Origin of the sequence: Streptomyces sp. NBC_00885 (assembly GCF_045207475.1) — a bacterium.
GTDB lineage: Bacteria > Actinomycetota > Actinomycetes > Streptomycetales > Streptomycetaceae > Streptomyces.
In genome coordinates this window covers 2,080,081-2,094,991 of sequence record NZ_CP108796.1, presented here as the reverse complement: position 1 = coordinate 2,094,991, position 14,911 = coordinate 2,080,081, and the positions used below count along the sequence as shown (strand labels likewise).

Genomic DNA, 14,911 nt, shown 5'->3' with positions numbered 1-14,911 from the left:
CACCATGACGCCGGGCGGATGCCCGCTCCGGGCACGGTGCGCGACCGGAGCTACTATCGGCGGTCATGGTCAGCAAACCCGTCCCCGTCATCGTTCTCGCGGGCTTTCTGGGATCCGGCAAGACCACCCTGCTCAACCATCTGCTGCGCCACAACGGCGGCAACCGCATCGGCGTGATCGTCAATGACTTCGGCTCCATCGAGATCGACGCCATGACAGTCGCCGGCCAGGTCGGCTCCTCCGTCTCGCTCGGCAACGGCTGTCTGTGCTGCGCCGTCGACGCGAGCGAGCTGGACGACTATCTGGAGCTGCTCACCCGGCCCGCAGCCCGTATCGACATCATCGTCATCGAGGCGAGCGGGCTCGCCGAGCCGCAGGAACTCGTCCGGATGCTGCTGGCCAGCGACAATCCGCGGATTGTGTACGGGGGGCTGGTCGAGGTCGTCGATGCCGCCGAGTTCGACGCGACGCGCTCGCGGCACCCGGAGATCGACCGGCATCTCGCGATCGCCGATCTGGTCGTGCTGAACAAGACGGACCGGGTGGGGGAGTCGGATCTCGACCGGGTGCTTGCGACGCTCGGCGAGCTCAGCGGTGCCGCGCCTGTCATCCCCGCGGTGTACGGCCGGGTCGACCACGAGGTGCTCTTCGACCCGGCCGCCGGGCCCGGGCGTGAGACGGTACGCCAGCTCTCCTTCGAGGACCTCTACGACCACGAGGACGATCATGATCACGCGGGGCATCTGCACGCCGCGTACGACAGCGTGGACTTCGCCGCGCAGGAACCCATGAACCCGCGCCGGCTGATGGACTTCCTCGACTCCCGGCCCGAAGGGCTGTACAGGATCAAGGGTTTCGTCAACTTCGGCACGGCCGACCCGCGCAACCGGTATGCCGTCCACGCGGTCGGCCGGTTTCTGCGCTTCCACCCCGAGCCCTGGCCGCGCGGGGCGGAACGCCTCACTCAGATGGTGCTCATCGGCTCCGGCGTCGACGCGGACAAGCTGCGCGAAGGGCTGGACGAATGCCGCACAGCCCGGCCGCAGGACGCCCCCGATGAGCACAGCATGTGGGGCGTCCTGCGGTTCGTCCAGGCAGCAGACGACGAGCGCTAGCTCGCCGGGCCCGCCAGCACCGCCACCGCCGAGGTCAGCGGAGTGCCCGAGCCGTCACGGCGCGGGTCCGGCTCCGGGAGCTCGGCCGGTGAGCCGTTCTTCTGCGCTGCCCGGGCCGGGGCCGCGCCCGCCCACGCCAGTACGAGCACGTCCTCGCCCTTGAGGAAGCGCTGGCAGCGCACCCCGCCGGTGGCCCGCCCCTTGCGGGGGTACTGGTCGAACGGCGTGAGCTTCGACGTCAGCACCGAGTCGTCCAGCGTGCCGTGCGAGCCCGCGACCGTGAACACCACCGCGTCGCCGGCCGGGTCCACCGCCGTGAACGAGATCACCTCGGCGCCCTCCGACAGCTTGATTCCGGCCATGCCGCCGGCTGCCCGGCCCTGCGGCCGGACCTGCCCCGCCTGATAGCGCAGCAGCTGCGCGTCGGACGTGATGAAGACCAGGTCCTCCTCGCCCGTACGCAGCTCGGCGCCGCCGACGATCCGGTCACCGTCCTTGAGGGTCATGACCTCCAACTCGTCCTTGTTGGCCGGGTAGTCGGGCACGACGCGCTTGACGACACCCTGCAGGGTGCCCAGCGCCAGGCCCGGCGAGGACTCGTCGAGTGTGGTGAGACAGACGATCTGCTCGTCCGCCTCCAGGGACAGGAACTCCGCGACCGGCGCGCCGCCCGAGAGATTGGGCGCGGACGCCGTGCCCGGCAGCTGTGGCAGATCGATCACCGCAAGCCGCAGCAGCCGCCCGGTCGAGGTCACCGCCCCCACATCGCCGCGCGCGGTCGCCGGGACGGCCGAGACGATCACGTCGTGCTTGGTGCGCCTGCCGCCGTCGTCGGCAAGCGGCTCGCCGGTGGCCGTACGCGCCAGCAGGCCCGTCGAGGACAGCAGCACCCGGCACGGGTCGTCCGCGACCTCCAGTGCCACCGCGGCGACGGGTGTGCCCGCCGACTCCAGCAGCACGGTCCGCCGCTCGGTGCCGAACTTCTTGGCCACCGCGGCAAGTTCGGAGGAGACCAGCTTGCGCAGCTCGTTGTCCGACTCCAGGATGCCGGTCAGCTCGTCGATCTCGCCGTTCAGCCGGTCGCGCTCGCTCTCCAGCTCGATCTTGTCGAACTTGGTCAGCCGGCGCAGTGGCGTGTCCAGGATGTACTGCGTCTGGATCTCGCTGAGCGAGAAGTGCTCGATCAGCCGCTCCTTCGCCTGCGCGGAGTTGTCGCTGGAGCGGATGAGGCGGATGACCTCGTCGATGTCGAGCAGCGCGACGAGCAGGCCCTCGACCAGATGCAGCCGGTCGCGCCGCTTGGTGCGCCGGAACTCGCTGCGGCGGCGTACGACGTCGAAGCGGTGGTCGAGATAGACCTCGAGCAGTTCCTTGAGACCCAGTGTGAGCGGCTGGCCGTCCACCAGCGCGACATTGTTGATGCCGAAGGACTCCTCCATCGGCGTCAGCTTGTAGAGCTGCTCGAGGACGGCCTCGGGCACGAAACCGTTCTTGACCTCGATGACCAGGCGCAGTCCGTGCGAACGGTCGGTGAGGTCCTTGACGTCCGCGATGCCCTGGAGCTTCTTCGACGAGACCAGGTCCTTGATCTTCGCGATGACCTTCTCGGGGCCGACCGTGAAGGGCAGTTCGGTGACGACCAGGCCCTTGCGGCGGGCCGTGACGTCCTCCACCGAGGCCGTCGCGCGGATCTTGAACGTGCCGCGGCCCGACTCGTACGCGTCCTTGATGCCGCTCAGGCCCACGATCCGGCCACCGGTCGGCAGGTCGGGACCCGGGACGAAGCGCATCAGGGTCTCGAGGTCGGCGCCGGGGTGCCTGATCAGATGGCGGGCGGCGGCGATGACCTCGCCCAGATTGTGCGGCGGCATGTTCGTCGCCATGCCGACCGCGATCCCGGACGCGCCGTTGACCAGCAGATTCGGGTAGGCGGCGGGGAGCACGACGGGCTCGCGCTCCTGGCCGTCGTAGTTCGACTCGAAAGCGACGGTGTCCTCGTCGATCGACTCGGTCATGAGGCTGGTGGCGTCGGCCATCCGGCACTCGGTGTACCGCATGGCGGCGGGCGGGTCGTCATTGCCGAGCGAGCCGAAGTTGCCGTGCCCGTCGACGAGCGGCAGGCGCATGGAGAACGGCTGTGCCATCCGCACGAGGGCGTCGTAGATCGACGCGTCGCCGTGCGGATGGAGCTTGCCCATGACCTCGCCCACGACGCGGGCGCACTTCACATAGCCACGGTCGGGGCGCAGGCCCATTTCGTTCATCTGGTACACGATCCGGCGGTGCACCGGCTTCATACCGTCACGTGCGTCCGGCAGGGCCCGGGAGTAGATCACCGAGTAGGCGTACTCGAGGAAGGAGCCCTGCATTTCGTCCACGACGTCGATGTCGAGGATCTTCTCCTCGAAATCGTCCGGAGGCGGGGTCTTCGTGCTGCGGCGGGCCATCGCGGCTGCTGCTCCTTCACGTACCAGGTCTGGAACTGACGCCGACCATTGTGGACCGTCCCACTGACAACGCCGACCGCGACCCGGGAACTTCGCCAGGTGTGAGCGCGCTTGCATACAGTGGCAGGGCTGACAAATAAGCACAGCATCGCGATCGAAGGGACGTACATGCCCATGGGTCACACGGCCACAGCGCAGGCCGGTTCCGGCGGCCTCACAGCGATCGAGCACCGGCTGGCCAACGGCTTGCGCGTGGTGCTCTCCGAGGACCATCTGACCCCGGTCGCCGCGGTCTGCCTCTGGTACGACGTCGGCTCGCGCCACGAGGTCAAGGGCCGTACCGGCCTGGCTCACCTCTTCGAGCACCTGATGTTCCAGGGGTCGGGGCAGGTCAAGGGCAATGGTCACTTCGAGCTGGTGCAGGGGGCCGGCGGCTCGCTGAACGGCACCACAAGCTTCGAGCGCACCAACTACTTCGAGACCATGCCCACCCACCAGCTGGAGCTGGCGCTCTGGCTGGAGGCCGACCGGATGGGCTCGCTGCTCGCCGCGCTCGACGACGAGTCGATGGAGAACCAGCGCGACGTCGTCAAGAACGAGCGCCGCCAGCGCTACGACAACGTCCCCTACGGCACGGCCTTCGAGCGGCTGACGGCTCTCGCCTACCCCGAGGGCCACCCGTACCACCACACCCCGATCGGCTCGATGGCCGACCTGGACGCGGCGACCCTCGAGGACGCCCGCGCCTTCTTCCGTACGTACTACGCGCCGAACAACGCCGTGCTGTCGGTCGTCGGCGACATCGACCCGGTGGAAACGCTCGCCTGGATCGAGAAGTACTTCGGCTCCATCCCCTCCCACGACGGCAAGCAGCCGCCGCGCGACGGATCGCTGCCCGAGGTCATCGGCGAGCAGCTGCGCGAGGAGATCCGCGAGGAGGTCCCGGCGCGGGCGCTGATGGCCGCCTACCGGCTGCCGCACGACGGCACGCGCGAGTGCGACGCCGCCGATCTCGCGCTCACCGTTCTCGGCGGCGGCGAGTCCTCCCGGCTGCACAACCGTCTGGTGCGACGCGACCAGACGGCCGTCGCCGCCGGGTTCGGTCTGCTGCGCCTCGCCGGCGCGCCCTCGCTCGGCTGGCTGGACGTCAAGACGTCCGGCGGCGTCGAGGTCCCGGAGATCGAGACCGCGGTCGACGAGGAGCTGGCGCGGTTCGCCGCCGACGGTCCCACGCCCGAGGAAATGGAGCGCGCGCAGGCCCAGTTGGAGCGCGAGTGGCTGGACCGGCTCGGCACGGTCGCGGGCCGCGCCGACGAACTGTGCCGGTACGCCGTGCTGTTCGGCGACCCGCAGCTGGCGCTGACCGCCGTGCAGCGGGTGCTCGACGTCACCGCCGAGGAGGTGCAGGCGGTCGCCAAGGCGCGGCTGCGCCCCGACAACAGGGCGGTGCTGGTGTACGAACCCGTCTCGGCGCCCGAGGGAAGCAACGAAGAGGAAGAGGCGGACCAGTGAGCGACGCTGCCGTGACGATGACGTACCACCCGCAGCCCACGGCGGGCGTCGCCCGGCCCTGGGCGTTTCCCGCCCCCGAGCGCGACACGCTGGACAACGGCCTGACCGTGCTGCGCTGCCACCGCCCCGGCCAGCAGGTGGTGGCCGTCGAGCTCTCCCTCGACGCTCCGCTGGACGCCGAGCCCGAGGGCATCGACGGTGTCGCCACGATCATGGCGCGCGCCCTGTCGGAGGGCACCGACAAGCACACCGCCGAGGAGTTCGCCGCCGAGCTGGAGCGCTGCGGCGCCACCCTTGACGCGCATGCCGACCACCCCGGCGTCCGGGTCTCCCTGGAGGTCCCGGTCTCCCGTCTGCCCAAGGCGCTCGGCCTGCTCGCCGAGGCGCTGCGCGCGCCCGCCTTCGCCGACAGCGAGGTGGAGCGGCTGGTACGCAACCGCCTCGACGAGATCCCGCACGAGACGGCCAACCCGGCCCGCCGCGCGGCCAAGGAGCTCTCCAAGGAGCTCTTCCCGGCCGCCGCCCGTATGTCGCGCCCCCGCCAGGGCACCGAGGAGACGGTGGCCCGGATCGACTCCGCGGCCGTGCGTGCCTTCTACGAGGCGCATGTGCGGCCCGCCACGGCCACCACGGTGATCGTCGGCGACCTCACCGGGGTCGACCTGGACGCCGTGCTCGCCGAGACCTTCGGCACCTGGACGGGTGACAGCGCCAAGCCCCGCCCCGTACCGCCGATCACCGCGGACGACACCGGCCGCGTGGTCATCGTGGACCGCCCGGGCGCCGTGCAGACCCAGCTGCTGATCGGCCGGGTCGGCGCGGACCGGCACGATCGGGTCTGGCCCGCGCAGGTGCTCGGCACGTACTGCCTCGGCGGCACCCTCACCTCGCGTCTGGACCGCGTGCTGCGCGAGGAGAAGGGCTACACCTACGGCGTACGGGCCTTCGGCCAGGTGCTGCGGTCCGCCCCCGACGGCTCGGGCGCCGCGATGCTGGCGATCAGCGGCTCGGTGGACACGCCCAACACCGGACCGGCGCTGGACGACCTGTGGAAGGTGCTGCGCACGCTCGCCGCCGAGGGACTCACCGACGCCGAGCGTGACGTCGCGGTGCAGAACCTGGTGGGTGTCGCGCCGCTGAAGTTCGAGACGGCCGCGTCCGTGGCGGGCACGCTCGCCGACCAGGTCGAGCAGTTCCTCGCGGACGACTACCAGGCGCAGTTGTACGTGCGGCTGGCCGAGACCGGCACCGTGGAGGCGACGGCGGCGGCCGTCAGCGCTTTCCCGGTGGACCGTCTGGTCACGGTGCTCGTCGGCGACGCCTCGCAAATCGAGGAGCCGGTCAGGGCGCTGGGCATCGGCGAAGTGACCGTGGTCACCGGCTGATTGCCGTCGCGCGATCTGGACAACTCAGGCTGAACCCGGCGCAACAGGCAAGCGGAACCCCAGCATCCAAGCGATGCCGGGGTTCCGTGCTATGTCCGGTTTATTGCGGAGGCTGCCTGTCTGCCCTGTGGCATGCACTACAAAAGGGCCTGTCTGTTTGGTGATTGAAAGTCGGCGCGCCTAGCGTCGGTCCGGCTGTTCGCCAGTAGCCCGCCGCATCCGCGGCATCGGACAGCCATCGCCGAGTCCCCGTCCGGCGCGAGCCTGGGGAGCCGGGGACCCACTTGAGTCCCTGGGGTGAATCGGACGCCTTCGTATCCGTACGGAGGGGCCCGTAGGAGACCTTCCTGCTCCGAACCCGTCAGCTAACCCGGTAGGCGAGAAGGAAGGAAAGGACCAGCCACTTCATGGCGTTCACCCGTGCCACCGGGAAGCACCGTGCCCCGAGCCGCCTGAGTCGCAGGAGCGCGAACATGGCGGGCGCTGCGGCCCTTGCCACCACCGGCGTCATCGGAACCCTCGCTTCCCCGGCGCTCGCCGCCACCCCTGGCATGGCCCCCGTCGAGGACACCGGCCTGACTCAGGTCGTCACCGCCGACACCCTCGCGGACCAGATCGCCGACCAGGCCGCCGCCCAGAAGCAGGAGGCCGCCGAGGCCATCGCCCAGGCGAAGGCGGCTCAGGAGGCCAAGCGCAAGGCCGAGGCCCGCGTCAAGGCCGCCCGCGAGGCCAAGGAGCGCGCCGCCCGCGAGGCCGAGCGCAAGCGCCTCAACTCCTTCGTCGCGCCGATCAGCGGCTCGTACGTCTCCACGGGCTACAAGACCGGCGGCGCCGTCTGGTCTTCCGGCAGCCACACCGGCATCGACTTCCACGCCGCCTCCGGCACCACCGTGCACGCGGTCGGCTCCGGCACCGTCGTCGAGGCCGGCTGGGGCGGCGCCTACGGCAACAACGTCGTGATCAAGATGAAGGACGGCTCGTACACGCAGTACGGCCACCTCTCCTCGATCACGGTCGCGGTGGGCCAGAGCGTCACCCCGGGCCGGCAGATAGGCCTCTCCGGCGCGACCGGCAACACCACCGGGCCGCACCTCCACTTCGAGGCGCGCACCAGCCCCGAGTACGGCTCCGACATCGACCCGGTCGCGTACCTGCGCGCGCACGGCGTCACCGTCTGAGAACAGCGGACAACAGCGCCCGAGCGTCTGCGAGCGAGAAGGCCCCGGCTTCCTGCCGGGGCCTTCGGCGTTCGGTGCCCTGGCCAAAAGATATCCATGGATTCCCGAGTGCCATCGGAAAATCCGGCCCACTGCAATAGAGTCACCGAACAGACGTCAATCGGCTGCGTTTCGCGCGGATTAAAGCGGAGGTTCGGTCATGCGCATTCCTGCGCACTCGGTATGCACGGCGATCCGCGACGACATCGTCTCCGGTGTATTCGAGCGCGGGAGCCGGCTCACCGAGGAGCAGCTGGCGCGCCGCTACGGAGTCTCCCGAGTCCCGGTGCGCGAGGCACTGCGCACCCTGGAGTCCGAGGGCTTCGTCACCACCCGCCGGCATGCGGGTGCCTGCGTCGCCGAGCCCACCGAGCAGGAGGCGGCCGACCTGCTGGAGGTCCGGATGCTGCTGGAGCCCCTCGGCGCCGCGCGCGCGGCGCAGCGGCGCACGGAAGCGCACCTGAAGGTCCTGCGCGGCCTGGTCAGGCTGGGCCAGGAGCGCGCACGCCGCGGCCAGGGCGAGGACCTGCGCTCGCTGGGCGGCTGGTTCCACGAGACCCTCGCCCAGGCCTCCGGCAGCCCGGGACTGATCGCGCTGCTCACCCAGCTGCGGCACAAGATCGCCTGGATGTACGCCGTCGAACAGCCTGCCGTGCCCGTGGACTCCTGGGCGGAGCACGGCGCGATCGTGGACGCGGTGGCGCGCGGCGATGTGGAGCGGGCCCGCGCGCTGACGGCCGTGCATGCGGAGCGGGCCGCATCGGCGCACCGGTTGCGCCGTCCCGAGCGGGTGAGGACTTCGCAACATGCCGTAAACACCACGAGCGTCCGCCATTAACAGGCGCGCCGTATACAAAGGGAAGGATATTCGCGGGCTTCTTTTCTGCTGCCCGAATTCATGCAGCCGGGCGCGGAAATGACCGCCGGGCCGGGAAATGCGTACAGCCGCGGTCTCCCCATTTCGGGATACCGCGGCCGCGTGCCGCCGGGCGCATTCTGCTCAGCCGCTCAGACCGTTTCGGGAAGCTCCTCGAGCCCCTCGGCGACCAGCTTCGCCAGCCGGTCCAGGGCCCCCTCGGCGCCGTCCGCCTCGGAAGCGAGCACGATCTCCTCGCCGCCCTGAGCGCCCAGGCCGAGCACGGCGAGCATGGAGGCGGCGTTGACCGGGTTGCCGTCGGCCTTGGCGATCGTCACGGGGACGCCGGCAGCCGTGGCGGCACGGACGAAGATGGAAGCGGGGCGGGCGTGAAGGCCCTCGGCCCAGCCGACATTGACGCGGCGCTCAGCCATGGTGTTGCCCTTCAAGTCTCAACGGTTGTCTAGACCAGTCTCTCATGTGTCGCGGCGTGCTCTCGAACCGACCCGCGACCGGTGGGTGAGCCGTACGCTTTCACACATGCAGACCCAGCCGGATCACGCCTACCCCGATCACTGGGAGGCGGACGTGGTGCTGCGTGACGGCGGTACCGCGCACATCAGGCCCATCACCACCGAGGACGCCGAGCGTCTGGTCAGCTTCTACGAACAGGTCTCCGACGAGTCGAAGTACTACCGGTTCTTCGCGCCGTACCCGCGCCTCTCGGCCAAGGACGTCCACCACTTCACCCATCACGACTATGTGGACCGGGTGGGTCTGGCGGTCACGGTCGGCGGCGAGTTCATCGCCACCGTCCGCTACGACCGCATCAACGCGGAGGGCCGCCCCGCGAGTGCCCCCGCCGACGAGGCGGAGGTCGCCTTCCTCGTCCAGGACGCGCACCAGGGGCGCGGTGTCGCCTCCACCCTCCTGGAGCACATCGCGGCGGTCGCCCGTGAGCGGGGCATCCGGCGCTTCGCCGCCGAGGTGCTGCCCGCCAACAACAAGATGATCAAGGTGTTCCGGGACGCCGGGTACACCCAGAGGCGCAGCTTCGAGGACGGCTCCGTCCATCTGACCCTCGACCTCGAACCGACCGCCGAGTCCCTCGCCGTCCAGCGCGGCCGCGAGCAGCGGGCGGAGGCGCGCTCCGTGCAGCGTCTGCTCGCACCGGGGTCGGTCGCCGTCGTCGGCGCCGGCCGCGCGCCGGGCGGCGTGGGGCGCACCGTGCTGCGCAACCTCCTGGAGGCCGGGTACGCAGGCCGTACATACGCCGTGAACCGCGCCCTGTCCGAGGATCAGCGGGAGATCGACGGCGTCCCGGCCTTCCGGTCCGTGGGCGAGATCGGCGAGCCGGTCGACCTCGCGGTCGTCGCGGTCCCCGCCGAGCGGGTGCCCGAAGCCGTCGCCGACTGCGGCGAGCACGGCGTCCAGGGTCTGGTCGTCCTCACCGCCGGATACGCCGAGAGCGGCGCCGAGGGACGTGAGCGGCAATTCGAACTGGTCCGGCAGGCCCGCTCGTACGGCATGCGCATCATCGGCCCGAACTCCTTCGGCATCATCAGCACCGCGGAAGCCGTCCGGCTCAACGCCTCGCTCGCGCCCGAGTCCCCGGCCCCCGGGCGCATCGGCCTGTTCACCCAGTCGGGCGCGATCGGCATCGCCCTGCTGGCGGGCCTCCACCGGCGCGGCGCGGGGCTCTCCTCCTTCATCTCGTCGGGCAACCGCGCGGATGTGTCGGGCAACGACTTTCTGCAGTACTGGTACGAGGACCCGGACACCGATGTCGTCCTGCTGTACCTCGAATCGATCGGCAACCCCCGCAAGTTCACCCGGCTCGCACGGCGCACGGCGGCGGTGAAACCGGTGGTCGTGGTCAAGGGCGCCCGCCACAGCGGCAGTGAGCCGCCGGGGCATGCGGTGCCGGTGACCCGGATCCCGGACGCCACGGTGGGCGCGCTGCTGCGCCAGGCGGGCGTGATCCGCGTGGACACCGTCACCGAACTGGTCGACGCGGGTCTGCTGCTGGCCGGCCAGCCGTTGCCCGCAGGGCCGCGCGTGGCGATCCTCGGCAACTCCGAGTCCCTCGGGCTCCTCACGTACGACGCCTGCCTGACCGAGGGGCTGCGCCCGCAGCCGCCGCTCGACCTGACGACGGCGGCGACGCCCGCGGACTTCCGCGCGGCTCTGGCCGAGGCGCTGAAGGACGACGCGTGCGACGCGGTGGTGGTGACGGCCATCCCGTGGGTCGGCGAGAACGGCGTCACGGAGTCGGGCGACGGCGAGGTCCTGGCCGCGGCCCTTCGCGAGGCCTCGGACGCGTCCCCGGCGAAGCCGGTGGCGGTGGTCCATGTGGAGATGGGCGGCCTGGCGGAGGCGCTGGCGGCGGCGTCGAGCACGCGGACGACGCAAGCGCCCGCCACCACGACCGCTCCCGCCCCGCCCGCCGGCGCTCCAGCCCGTTCCGCCCCCGCGAGCCCCCCGGCGCCGACCGCGCCACCCGTGTCCGCGGCCGCCCGCTATCGGGCCCCCGCCCCGGCGGCCGCCCCGCACGACTACCGCATCCCCGCCTACCCCGCCGCCGAGCGTGCCGTCCGTGCGCTCTCCGAGGCCGTGAAATACGCCCAGTGGCGCCGCAACGCCGCCGACCCCGGCAAGGTCCCCGAATACGAGGACATCGACGAGCCCGGTGCCGCCCGCCGGATCGAGGCGCTCCTCGGGGGGCACGACGACCCTCGCGCGCGCACGCTCGCCCCGGACGACGCCCGCGCGCTGCTGGGCCGGTACGGCATCGACGTACGGCCCACCCTCCCGGCGCCGGGACCGGATGCCGCGGTTCACGCCGCCGGGGAGCTCGGCTATCCGGTGGCTCTCAAGACCACTGCCCCGCACCTTCGCCACCGCGCCGACCTCGGTGGCGTACGGCTCGATCTGGCCACTGAGGACCAACTGCGCCAGGCATACCGCGAGCTGACCGAGACCTTCGGCAAGCCGGAAGAGCTGCAGCCCGTCGTCCAGGCGATGGCACCCCGTGGGGTGGACACCGTGGTCCGCGCCGCGATCGACCCCGCCGTCGGCGCGGTCCTCTCCTTCGGGCTCGCCGGTGCGGCCTCCGAGCTGCTCGGCGACACCGCGCACCGGCTCGTTCCCGCCACCGACCGTGACGCGGCCGAGTTGATCAGGGCCATCCGGACCGCGCCCCTCCTCTTCGGCTGGCGCGGCTCCGCGCCCGTTGACACCCCCGCCCTGGAGGAGCTGCTGCTCCGGGTGTCACGACTGGTCGACGACCACCCGGAAGTGGTCGGGATCAGCCTCGAACCAGTCGTTGTCGCTCAGCGGGGCCTCTCTGTGCTCGACGCCTCCGTACGCCTCGCGCCACCCCCCGCCCGCACTGACCTGGGCCCCCGCCGACTCCCCAGCTACTGAGCGCTCACCGGCCCTGCGGGCCCGTAGGATGGACCGCATGGCGAAGACCGGTACGACGACCCAGGGGCTGCGCGCGGCGATCGAGCGCAGCGGCTATTACCCGGCCCTCGTGGCCGAAGCGGTGGAGGCCGCTGTCGGTGGCGAGCAGATCGCGTCGTACCTGGTGCACCAGGAGACGACGTTCGATGCCAATGAGGTGCGTCGCCATGTCACCGTCCTCGTCCTGACGGCCAACCGCTTCATCGTCAGCCACACCGACGAGCAGGCCGCCGACTCCAGCTCCCCGACGCCGTACGCCACGACCTCGACCGAATCGGTCAAGCTCGGCCGGATCTCGTCGGTCGTGGTCAGCCGTGTCGTCGCCAACCCCGAGTCGTACGCTCCTGGCACTCTGCCCCGCGAAGTCGTCCTCACCATCGGCTGGGGCGCCGTCTCCCGGATCGATCTGGAGCCCGCCGCCTGCGGCGATCCCAACTGCGAAGCCGACCACGGCTACACCGGCAACTCCACCGCCGACGACCTGAGCCTGCGCGTCAGCGAGGCCGGCGACGGCCCGGACGCGGTCCGCCAGACGCTGGCCTTCGCCCAGGCGCTCTCCGAAGCCACGGCAGCCACGCGCTGATGCCCCATTCCACGGCCCAGTCCGCGATCTGGCCCGACGACCCGGTGCGGCTGGCAGTCGACACGGCACCCGTCCCCGAGTACGGCACCGGCTCGCTCGCCGATCTGCTGCCGACGCTCGCGGCGGGCCAGGGCGTACCGGGACTCGCCCACAGCATCCCCGAGCTCACCCCCGCCGACCGGAACTGCGTCTTCCTGATCGACGGACTCGGCTGGGAGCAGATCAAGAACCACCCTGACGAGGCGCCCTACCTCACCTCGCTGCTCGGTACCTCGCGCGGTGGCACGGGACGGCCCATCACCGTCGGCTTCCCCGCCACCACCGCCACCTCGCTGGCCTCCATCGGCACGGGTCTGCCGCCCGGAGCCCACGGCCTGCCCGGCTACACCGCACGCAATCCGGACACCGGCGAGCTGATGAACCAGCTGCGCTGGAAGCCGTGGACACAGCCGCGCGTCTGGCAGCCGTACCCCACCGTCTTCCAGCTCGCCGACGAGGCGGGCGTCCATACCGCCCAGGTGTCCTCGCCGACCTTCGAGCACACCCCGCTCACCAAGATCGCGCTCAGCGGCGGCAGTTTCCTCGGCAGGCTCACGGGCGAGGAGCGCATGGATCTCGCGGCCGAGCAACTGGCCATGGGGGACCGTTCGTTGGTCTACACGTACTACAGCGAAGTCGACGGCAAGGGCCATCGCTTCGGTGTCGACTCCGACGCCTGGCGCGGCCAGCTGATGTACGTCGACCGCCTGGTGCAGCGCCTCGCCGAGCAACTGCCGCCCCGCACCGCGCTGTATGTCACCGCCGACCACGGCATGATCGACATTCCCTTCGACGAGCAGTCGCGCATCGACTTCGACGAGGACTGGGAGCTGCGCGCCGGGGTCGCCCTGCTGGGCGGTGAGGGCAGGGCCCGCCATGTCTACGCCGTCCCCGGAGCCGAGTCCGACGTGCTCGCCGTCTGGCGCGAGGTGCTCGGCGAGCAGTTCTGGGTGGCGAGCCGGGACGAGGCGATCGCGGCCGGCTGGTTCGGCGCCAAGGTCGACGAGCGGGTGTACGGGCGGATCGGCGACGTCGTCGCGGCGGCCCACGACGACGTGGTGATCACCGCATCCGTCAATGAGCCCCACGAGTCGGCGATGGTCGGGATGCACGGCTCCATGACCCCCGTCGAGCAGCTCGTACCGCTCCTCGAAGTACGCTCCTGACCGTCTCTCCCCGTACAGACCCGAAAGGTCCTCAACTCCCCATGCCCGAGCTGGTGTTCTTCTCCGGAACGATGGACTGCGGAAAGAGCACCCTCGCTCTTCAGATCGAGCACAACCGGTCCACGCGCGGGCTCCAGGGCATGATCTTCACGCGCGACGACCGGGCGGGCGAGGGCAAGCTCTCCTCCCGGCTGGGCCTGGTCACCGACGCGGTCGAGGCCGCCGAGGGCTTCGACTTCTACGCGTATCTCGTCGCCCATCTCTCCCAGGGCGGGCGCTGCGACTACGTGATCGCCGACGAGGCGCAGTTCCTCGCGCCCGAGCAGATCGACCAGCTCGCCCGCGTCGTCGACGACCTCGAACTGGACGTCTTCGCCTTCGGTATCACCACCGACTTCCGCTCCAAGCTCTTTCCGGGCTCACAGCGGCTCGTCGAGCTCGCGGACCGGGTCGAAGTGCTCCAGGTCGAGGCGCTGTGCTGGTGCGGCGCCCGGGCCACCCACAACGCCCGTACGGTGGGCGGGGTGATGGTCGTCGAAGGCGCCCAGGTCGTCGTCGGGGACGTCAACCAGTCGCCGGACGAGATCGGTTACGAGGTGCTGTGCCGACGCCACCACCGGCGGCGGATGACGGCGGCCACCGCTCGTGCCGCCGCCCTCTCGCCGGACGTCCTGCCGGTGGAGGCCTAGTCAGGTCAGTGGGCGGCCGACCGTACGATCGTGAACACCGCGCCCTCCGGGTCCGCGACAATCGCGAGCCGGCCGCTGGAGGCCTCGCGCGGTGGCTGCACCACATGCCCGCCGAGCCCCACCACCCGTTCCGCGGCCTCGTCGGGGTCCTCCACCTCGAAGTACGTCATCCAGTGCGTGCCCCGGTTGCGCGGCAGGGCATGGCCGACGCCGTGCAGCGAGGCCACCGGGCGCCCCTCCAGGAGCAGCGTCACATAGTCCAGGTCCGTCGAGACGACCGCCTCCACCTCGTAGCCGAACACCGCTTGATAGAACTTGCCGACCGACGAAATCGGGGCACGCGACCCCATCCATGCCGTGATCACGGCGTACGACGCCGGGCTGGTCAGGGCCAAGTGATGCCCGGGAGCGCCCGGCCGACACTTGAGCCCGCACAT

Annotated in this window: 11 protein-coding genes, 1 pseudogene and 1 riboswitch; of the genes and pseudogenes, 9 read left to right on the top strand and 3 right to left on the bottom strand. The window is 70.9% G+C overall.

Translation table 11 applies throughout. The features are described 5' to 3' along the window. Positions 1-65 precede the first annotated feature (65 nt). On the top strand, positions 66-1,115 hold the full coding sequence (locus OHA61_RS09155) for a CobW family GTP-binding protein (RefSeq protein ID WP_406302622.1): 1,050 nt from the start codon (positions 66-68) through the stop codon (positions 1,113-1,115). Here OHA61_RS09155 and OHA61_RS09150 read toward each other — a convergent pair. Next, positions 1,112-3,562 carry a DNA topoisomerase (ATP-hydrolyzing) subunit A gene (locus tag OHA61_RS09150; protein WP_406302621.1) on the bottom strand — a complete coding sequence of 817 codons (2,451 nt, stop codon included), beginning with the start codon at positions 3,560-3,562 and terminating at the stop codon, positions 1,112-1,114. The genes OHA61_RS09155 and OHA61_RS09150 overlap by 4 nt on opposite strands. Positions 3,563-3,730: 168 nt before the next feature. On the opposite strand from OHA61_RS09150, the gene OHA61_RS09145 reads away from it, so the two are divergent. From OHA61_RS09145 to OHA61_RS09130, 4 genes are all read left to right on the top strand, one after another. Continuing rightward, a complete protein-coding gene (locus tag OHA61_RS09145) occupies positions 3,731-5,074 on the top strand; it encodes a M16 family metallopeptidase (protein WP_406302620.1) in 1,344 nt (447 codons plus the stop codon). Continuing rightward, positions 5,071-6,459: a M16 family metallopeptidase gene (locus OHA61_RS09140; protein ID WP_406302619.1), complete on the top strand. Its 1,389-nt coding sequence runs from the start codon at positions 5,071-5,073 to the stop codon at positions 6,457-6,459. Before OHA61_RS09145 ends, OHA61_RS09140 begins: the two co-directional genes overlap by 4 nt. Before the next feature lie 229 nt (positions 6,460-6,688). Then, positions 6,689-6,854, top strand: a riboswitch (cyclic di-AMP (ydaO/yuaA leader). A gap of 12 nt (positions 6,855-6,866) precedes the next feature. Next, positions 6,867-7,637 (top strand): M23 family metallopeptidase, encoded by a 771-nt coding sequence (locus tag OHA61_RS09135; protein ID WP_406302618.1) that lies wholly within the window; start codon positions 6,867-6,869, stop codon positions 7,635-7,637. 199 nt (positions 7,638-7,836) lie between these two features. Then, on the top strand, positions 7,837-8,514 hold the full coding sequence (locus OHA61_RS09130; RefSeq protein ID WP_389370063.1) for a GntR family transcriptional regulator: 678 nt from the start codon (positions 7,837-7,839) through the stop codon (positions 8,512-8,514). Between the two features lie 170 nt (positions 8,515-8,684). On the opposite strand, the gene OHA61_RS09125 is transcribed toward OHA61_RS09130, so the two are convergent. After that, positions 8,685-8,966, bottom strand: coding sequence for an HPr family phosphocarrier protein (locus OHA61_RS09125; RefSeq protein ID WP_406302617.1), 282 nt, complete (start codon positions 8,964-8,966; stop codon positions 8,685-8,687). Between the two features lie 106 nt (positions 8,967-9,072). Here OHA61_RS09125 and OHA61_RS09120 point away from each other — a divergent pair, with 106 nt between their 5' ends. The 4 genes from OHA61_RS09120 to OHA61_RS09105 are packed head-to-tail and all read left to right on the top strand — an operon-like array spanning position 9,073 to position 14,474. Next, entirely contained in the window at positions 9,073-11,958 is a 2,886-nt protein-coding gene (locus OHA61_RS09120; protein WP_406302616.1) for a GNAT family N-acetyltransferase, read from the top strand. A gap of 37 nt (positions 11,959-11,995) precedes the next feature. Further along, on the top strand, positions 11,996-12,580 hold the full coding sequence (locus OHA61_RS09115; RefSeq protein ID WP_361909150.1) for a DUF5998 family protein: 585 nt from the start codon (positions 11,996-11,998) through the stop codon (positions 12,578-12,580). Further along, entirely contained in the window at positions 12,580-13,785 is a 1,206-nt protein-coding gene (locus OHA61_RS09110; protein WP_361909153.1) for a nucleotide pyrophosphatase/phosphodiesterase family protein, read from the top strand. Before OHA61_RS09115 ends, OHA61_RS09110 begins: the two co-directional genes overlap by 1 nt. A 41-nt stretch (positions 13,786-13,826) precedes the next feature. Continuing rightward, positions 13,827-14,474, top strand: coding sequence for a thymidine kinase (locus OHA61_RS09105; protein ID WP_324975023.1), 648 nt, complete (start codon positions 13,827-13,829; stop codon positions 14,472-14,474). A gap of 5 nt (positions 14,475-14,479) precedes the next feature. On the opposite strand, the pseudogene OHA61_RS09100 reads toward OHA61_RS09105, so the two are convergent. Beyond that, positions 14,480-14,803: pseudogene (locus OHA61_RS09100) on the bottom strand (VOC family protein); the annotation flags it as partial. Between the last annotated feature and the right edge of the window lie 108 nt (positions 14,804-14,911).

What these genes read in the sequence shown, in the direction of transcription:
- OHA61_RS09155 (WP_406302622.1), top strand. Translation starts at nt 66, where the DNA reads ATGGTCAGCAAACCCGTCCCCGTCATCGTTCTCGCGGGCTTTCTGGGA.
- OHA61_RS09150 (WP_406302621.1), bottom strand. Translation starts at nt 3,562, where the DNA reads ATGGCCCGCCGCAGCACGAAGACCCCGCCTCCGGACGATTTCGAGGAG.
- OHA61_RS09145 (WP_406302620.1), top strand. Translation starts at nt 3,731, where the DNA reads ATGCCCATGGGTCACACGGCCACAGCGCAGGCCGGTTCCGGCGGCCTC.
- OHA61_RS09135 (WP_406302618.1), top strand. Translation starts at nt 6,867, where the DNA reads ATGGCGTTCACCCGTGCCACCGGGAAGCACCGTGCCCCGAGCCGCCTG.
- OHA61_RS09130 (WP_389370063.1), top strand. Translation starts at nt 7,837, where the DNA reads ATGCGCATTCCTGCGCACTCGGTATGCACGGCGATCCGCGACGACATC.
- OHA61_RS09125 (WP_406302617.1), bottom strand. Translation starts at nt 8,966, where the DNA reads ATGGCTGAGCGCCGCGTCAATGTCGGCTGGGCCGAGGGCCTTCACGCC.
- OHA61_RS09120 (WP_406302616.1), top strand. Translation starts at nt 9,073, where the DNA reads ATGCAGACCCAGCCGGATCACGCCTACCCCGATCACTGGGAGGCGGAC.
- OHA61_RS09115 (WP_361909150.1), top strand. Translation starts at nt 11,996, where the DNA reads ATGGCGAAGACCGGTACGACGACCCAGGGGCTGCGCGCGGCGATCGAG.
- OHA61_RS09110 (WP_361909153.1), top strand. Translation starts at nt 12,580, where the DNA reads ATGCCCCATTCCACGGCCCAGTCCGCGATCTGGCCCGACGACCCGGTG.
- OHA61_RS09105 (WP_324975023.1), top strand. Translation starts at nt 13,827, where the DNA reads ATGCCCGAGCTGGTGTTCTTCTCCGGAACGATGGACTGCGGAAAGAGC.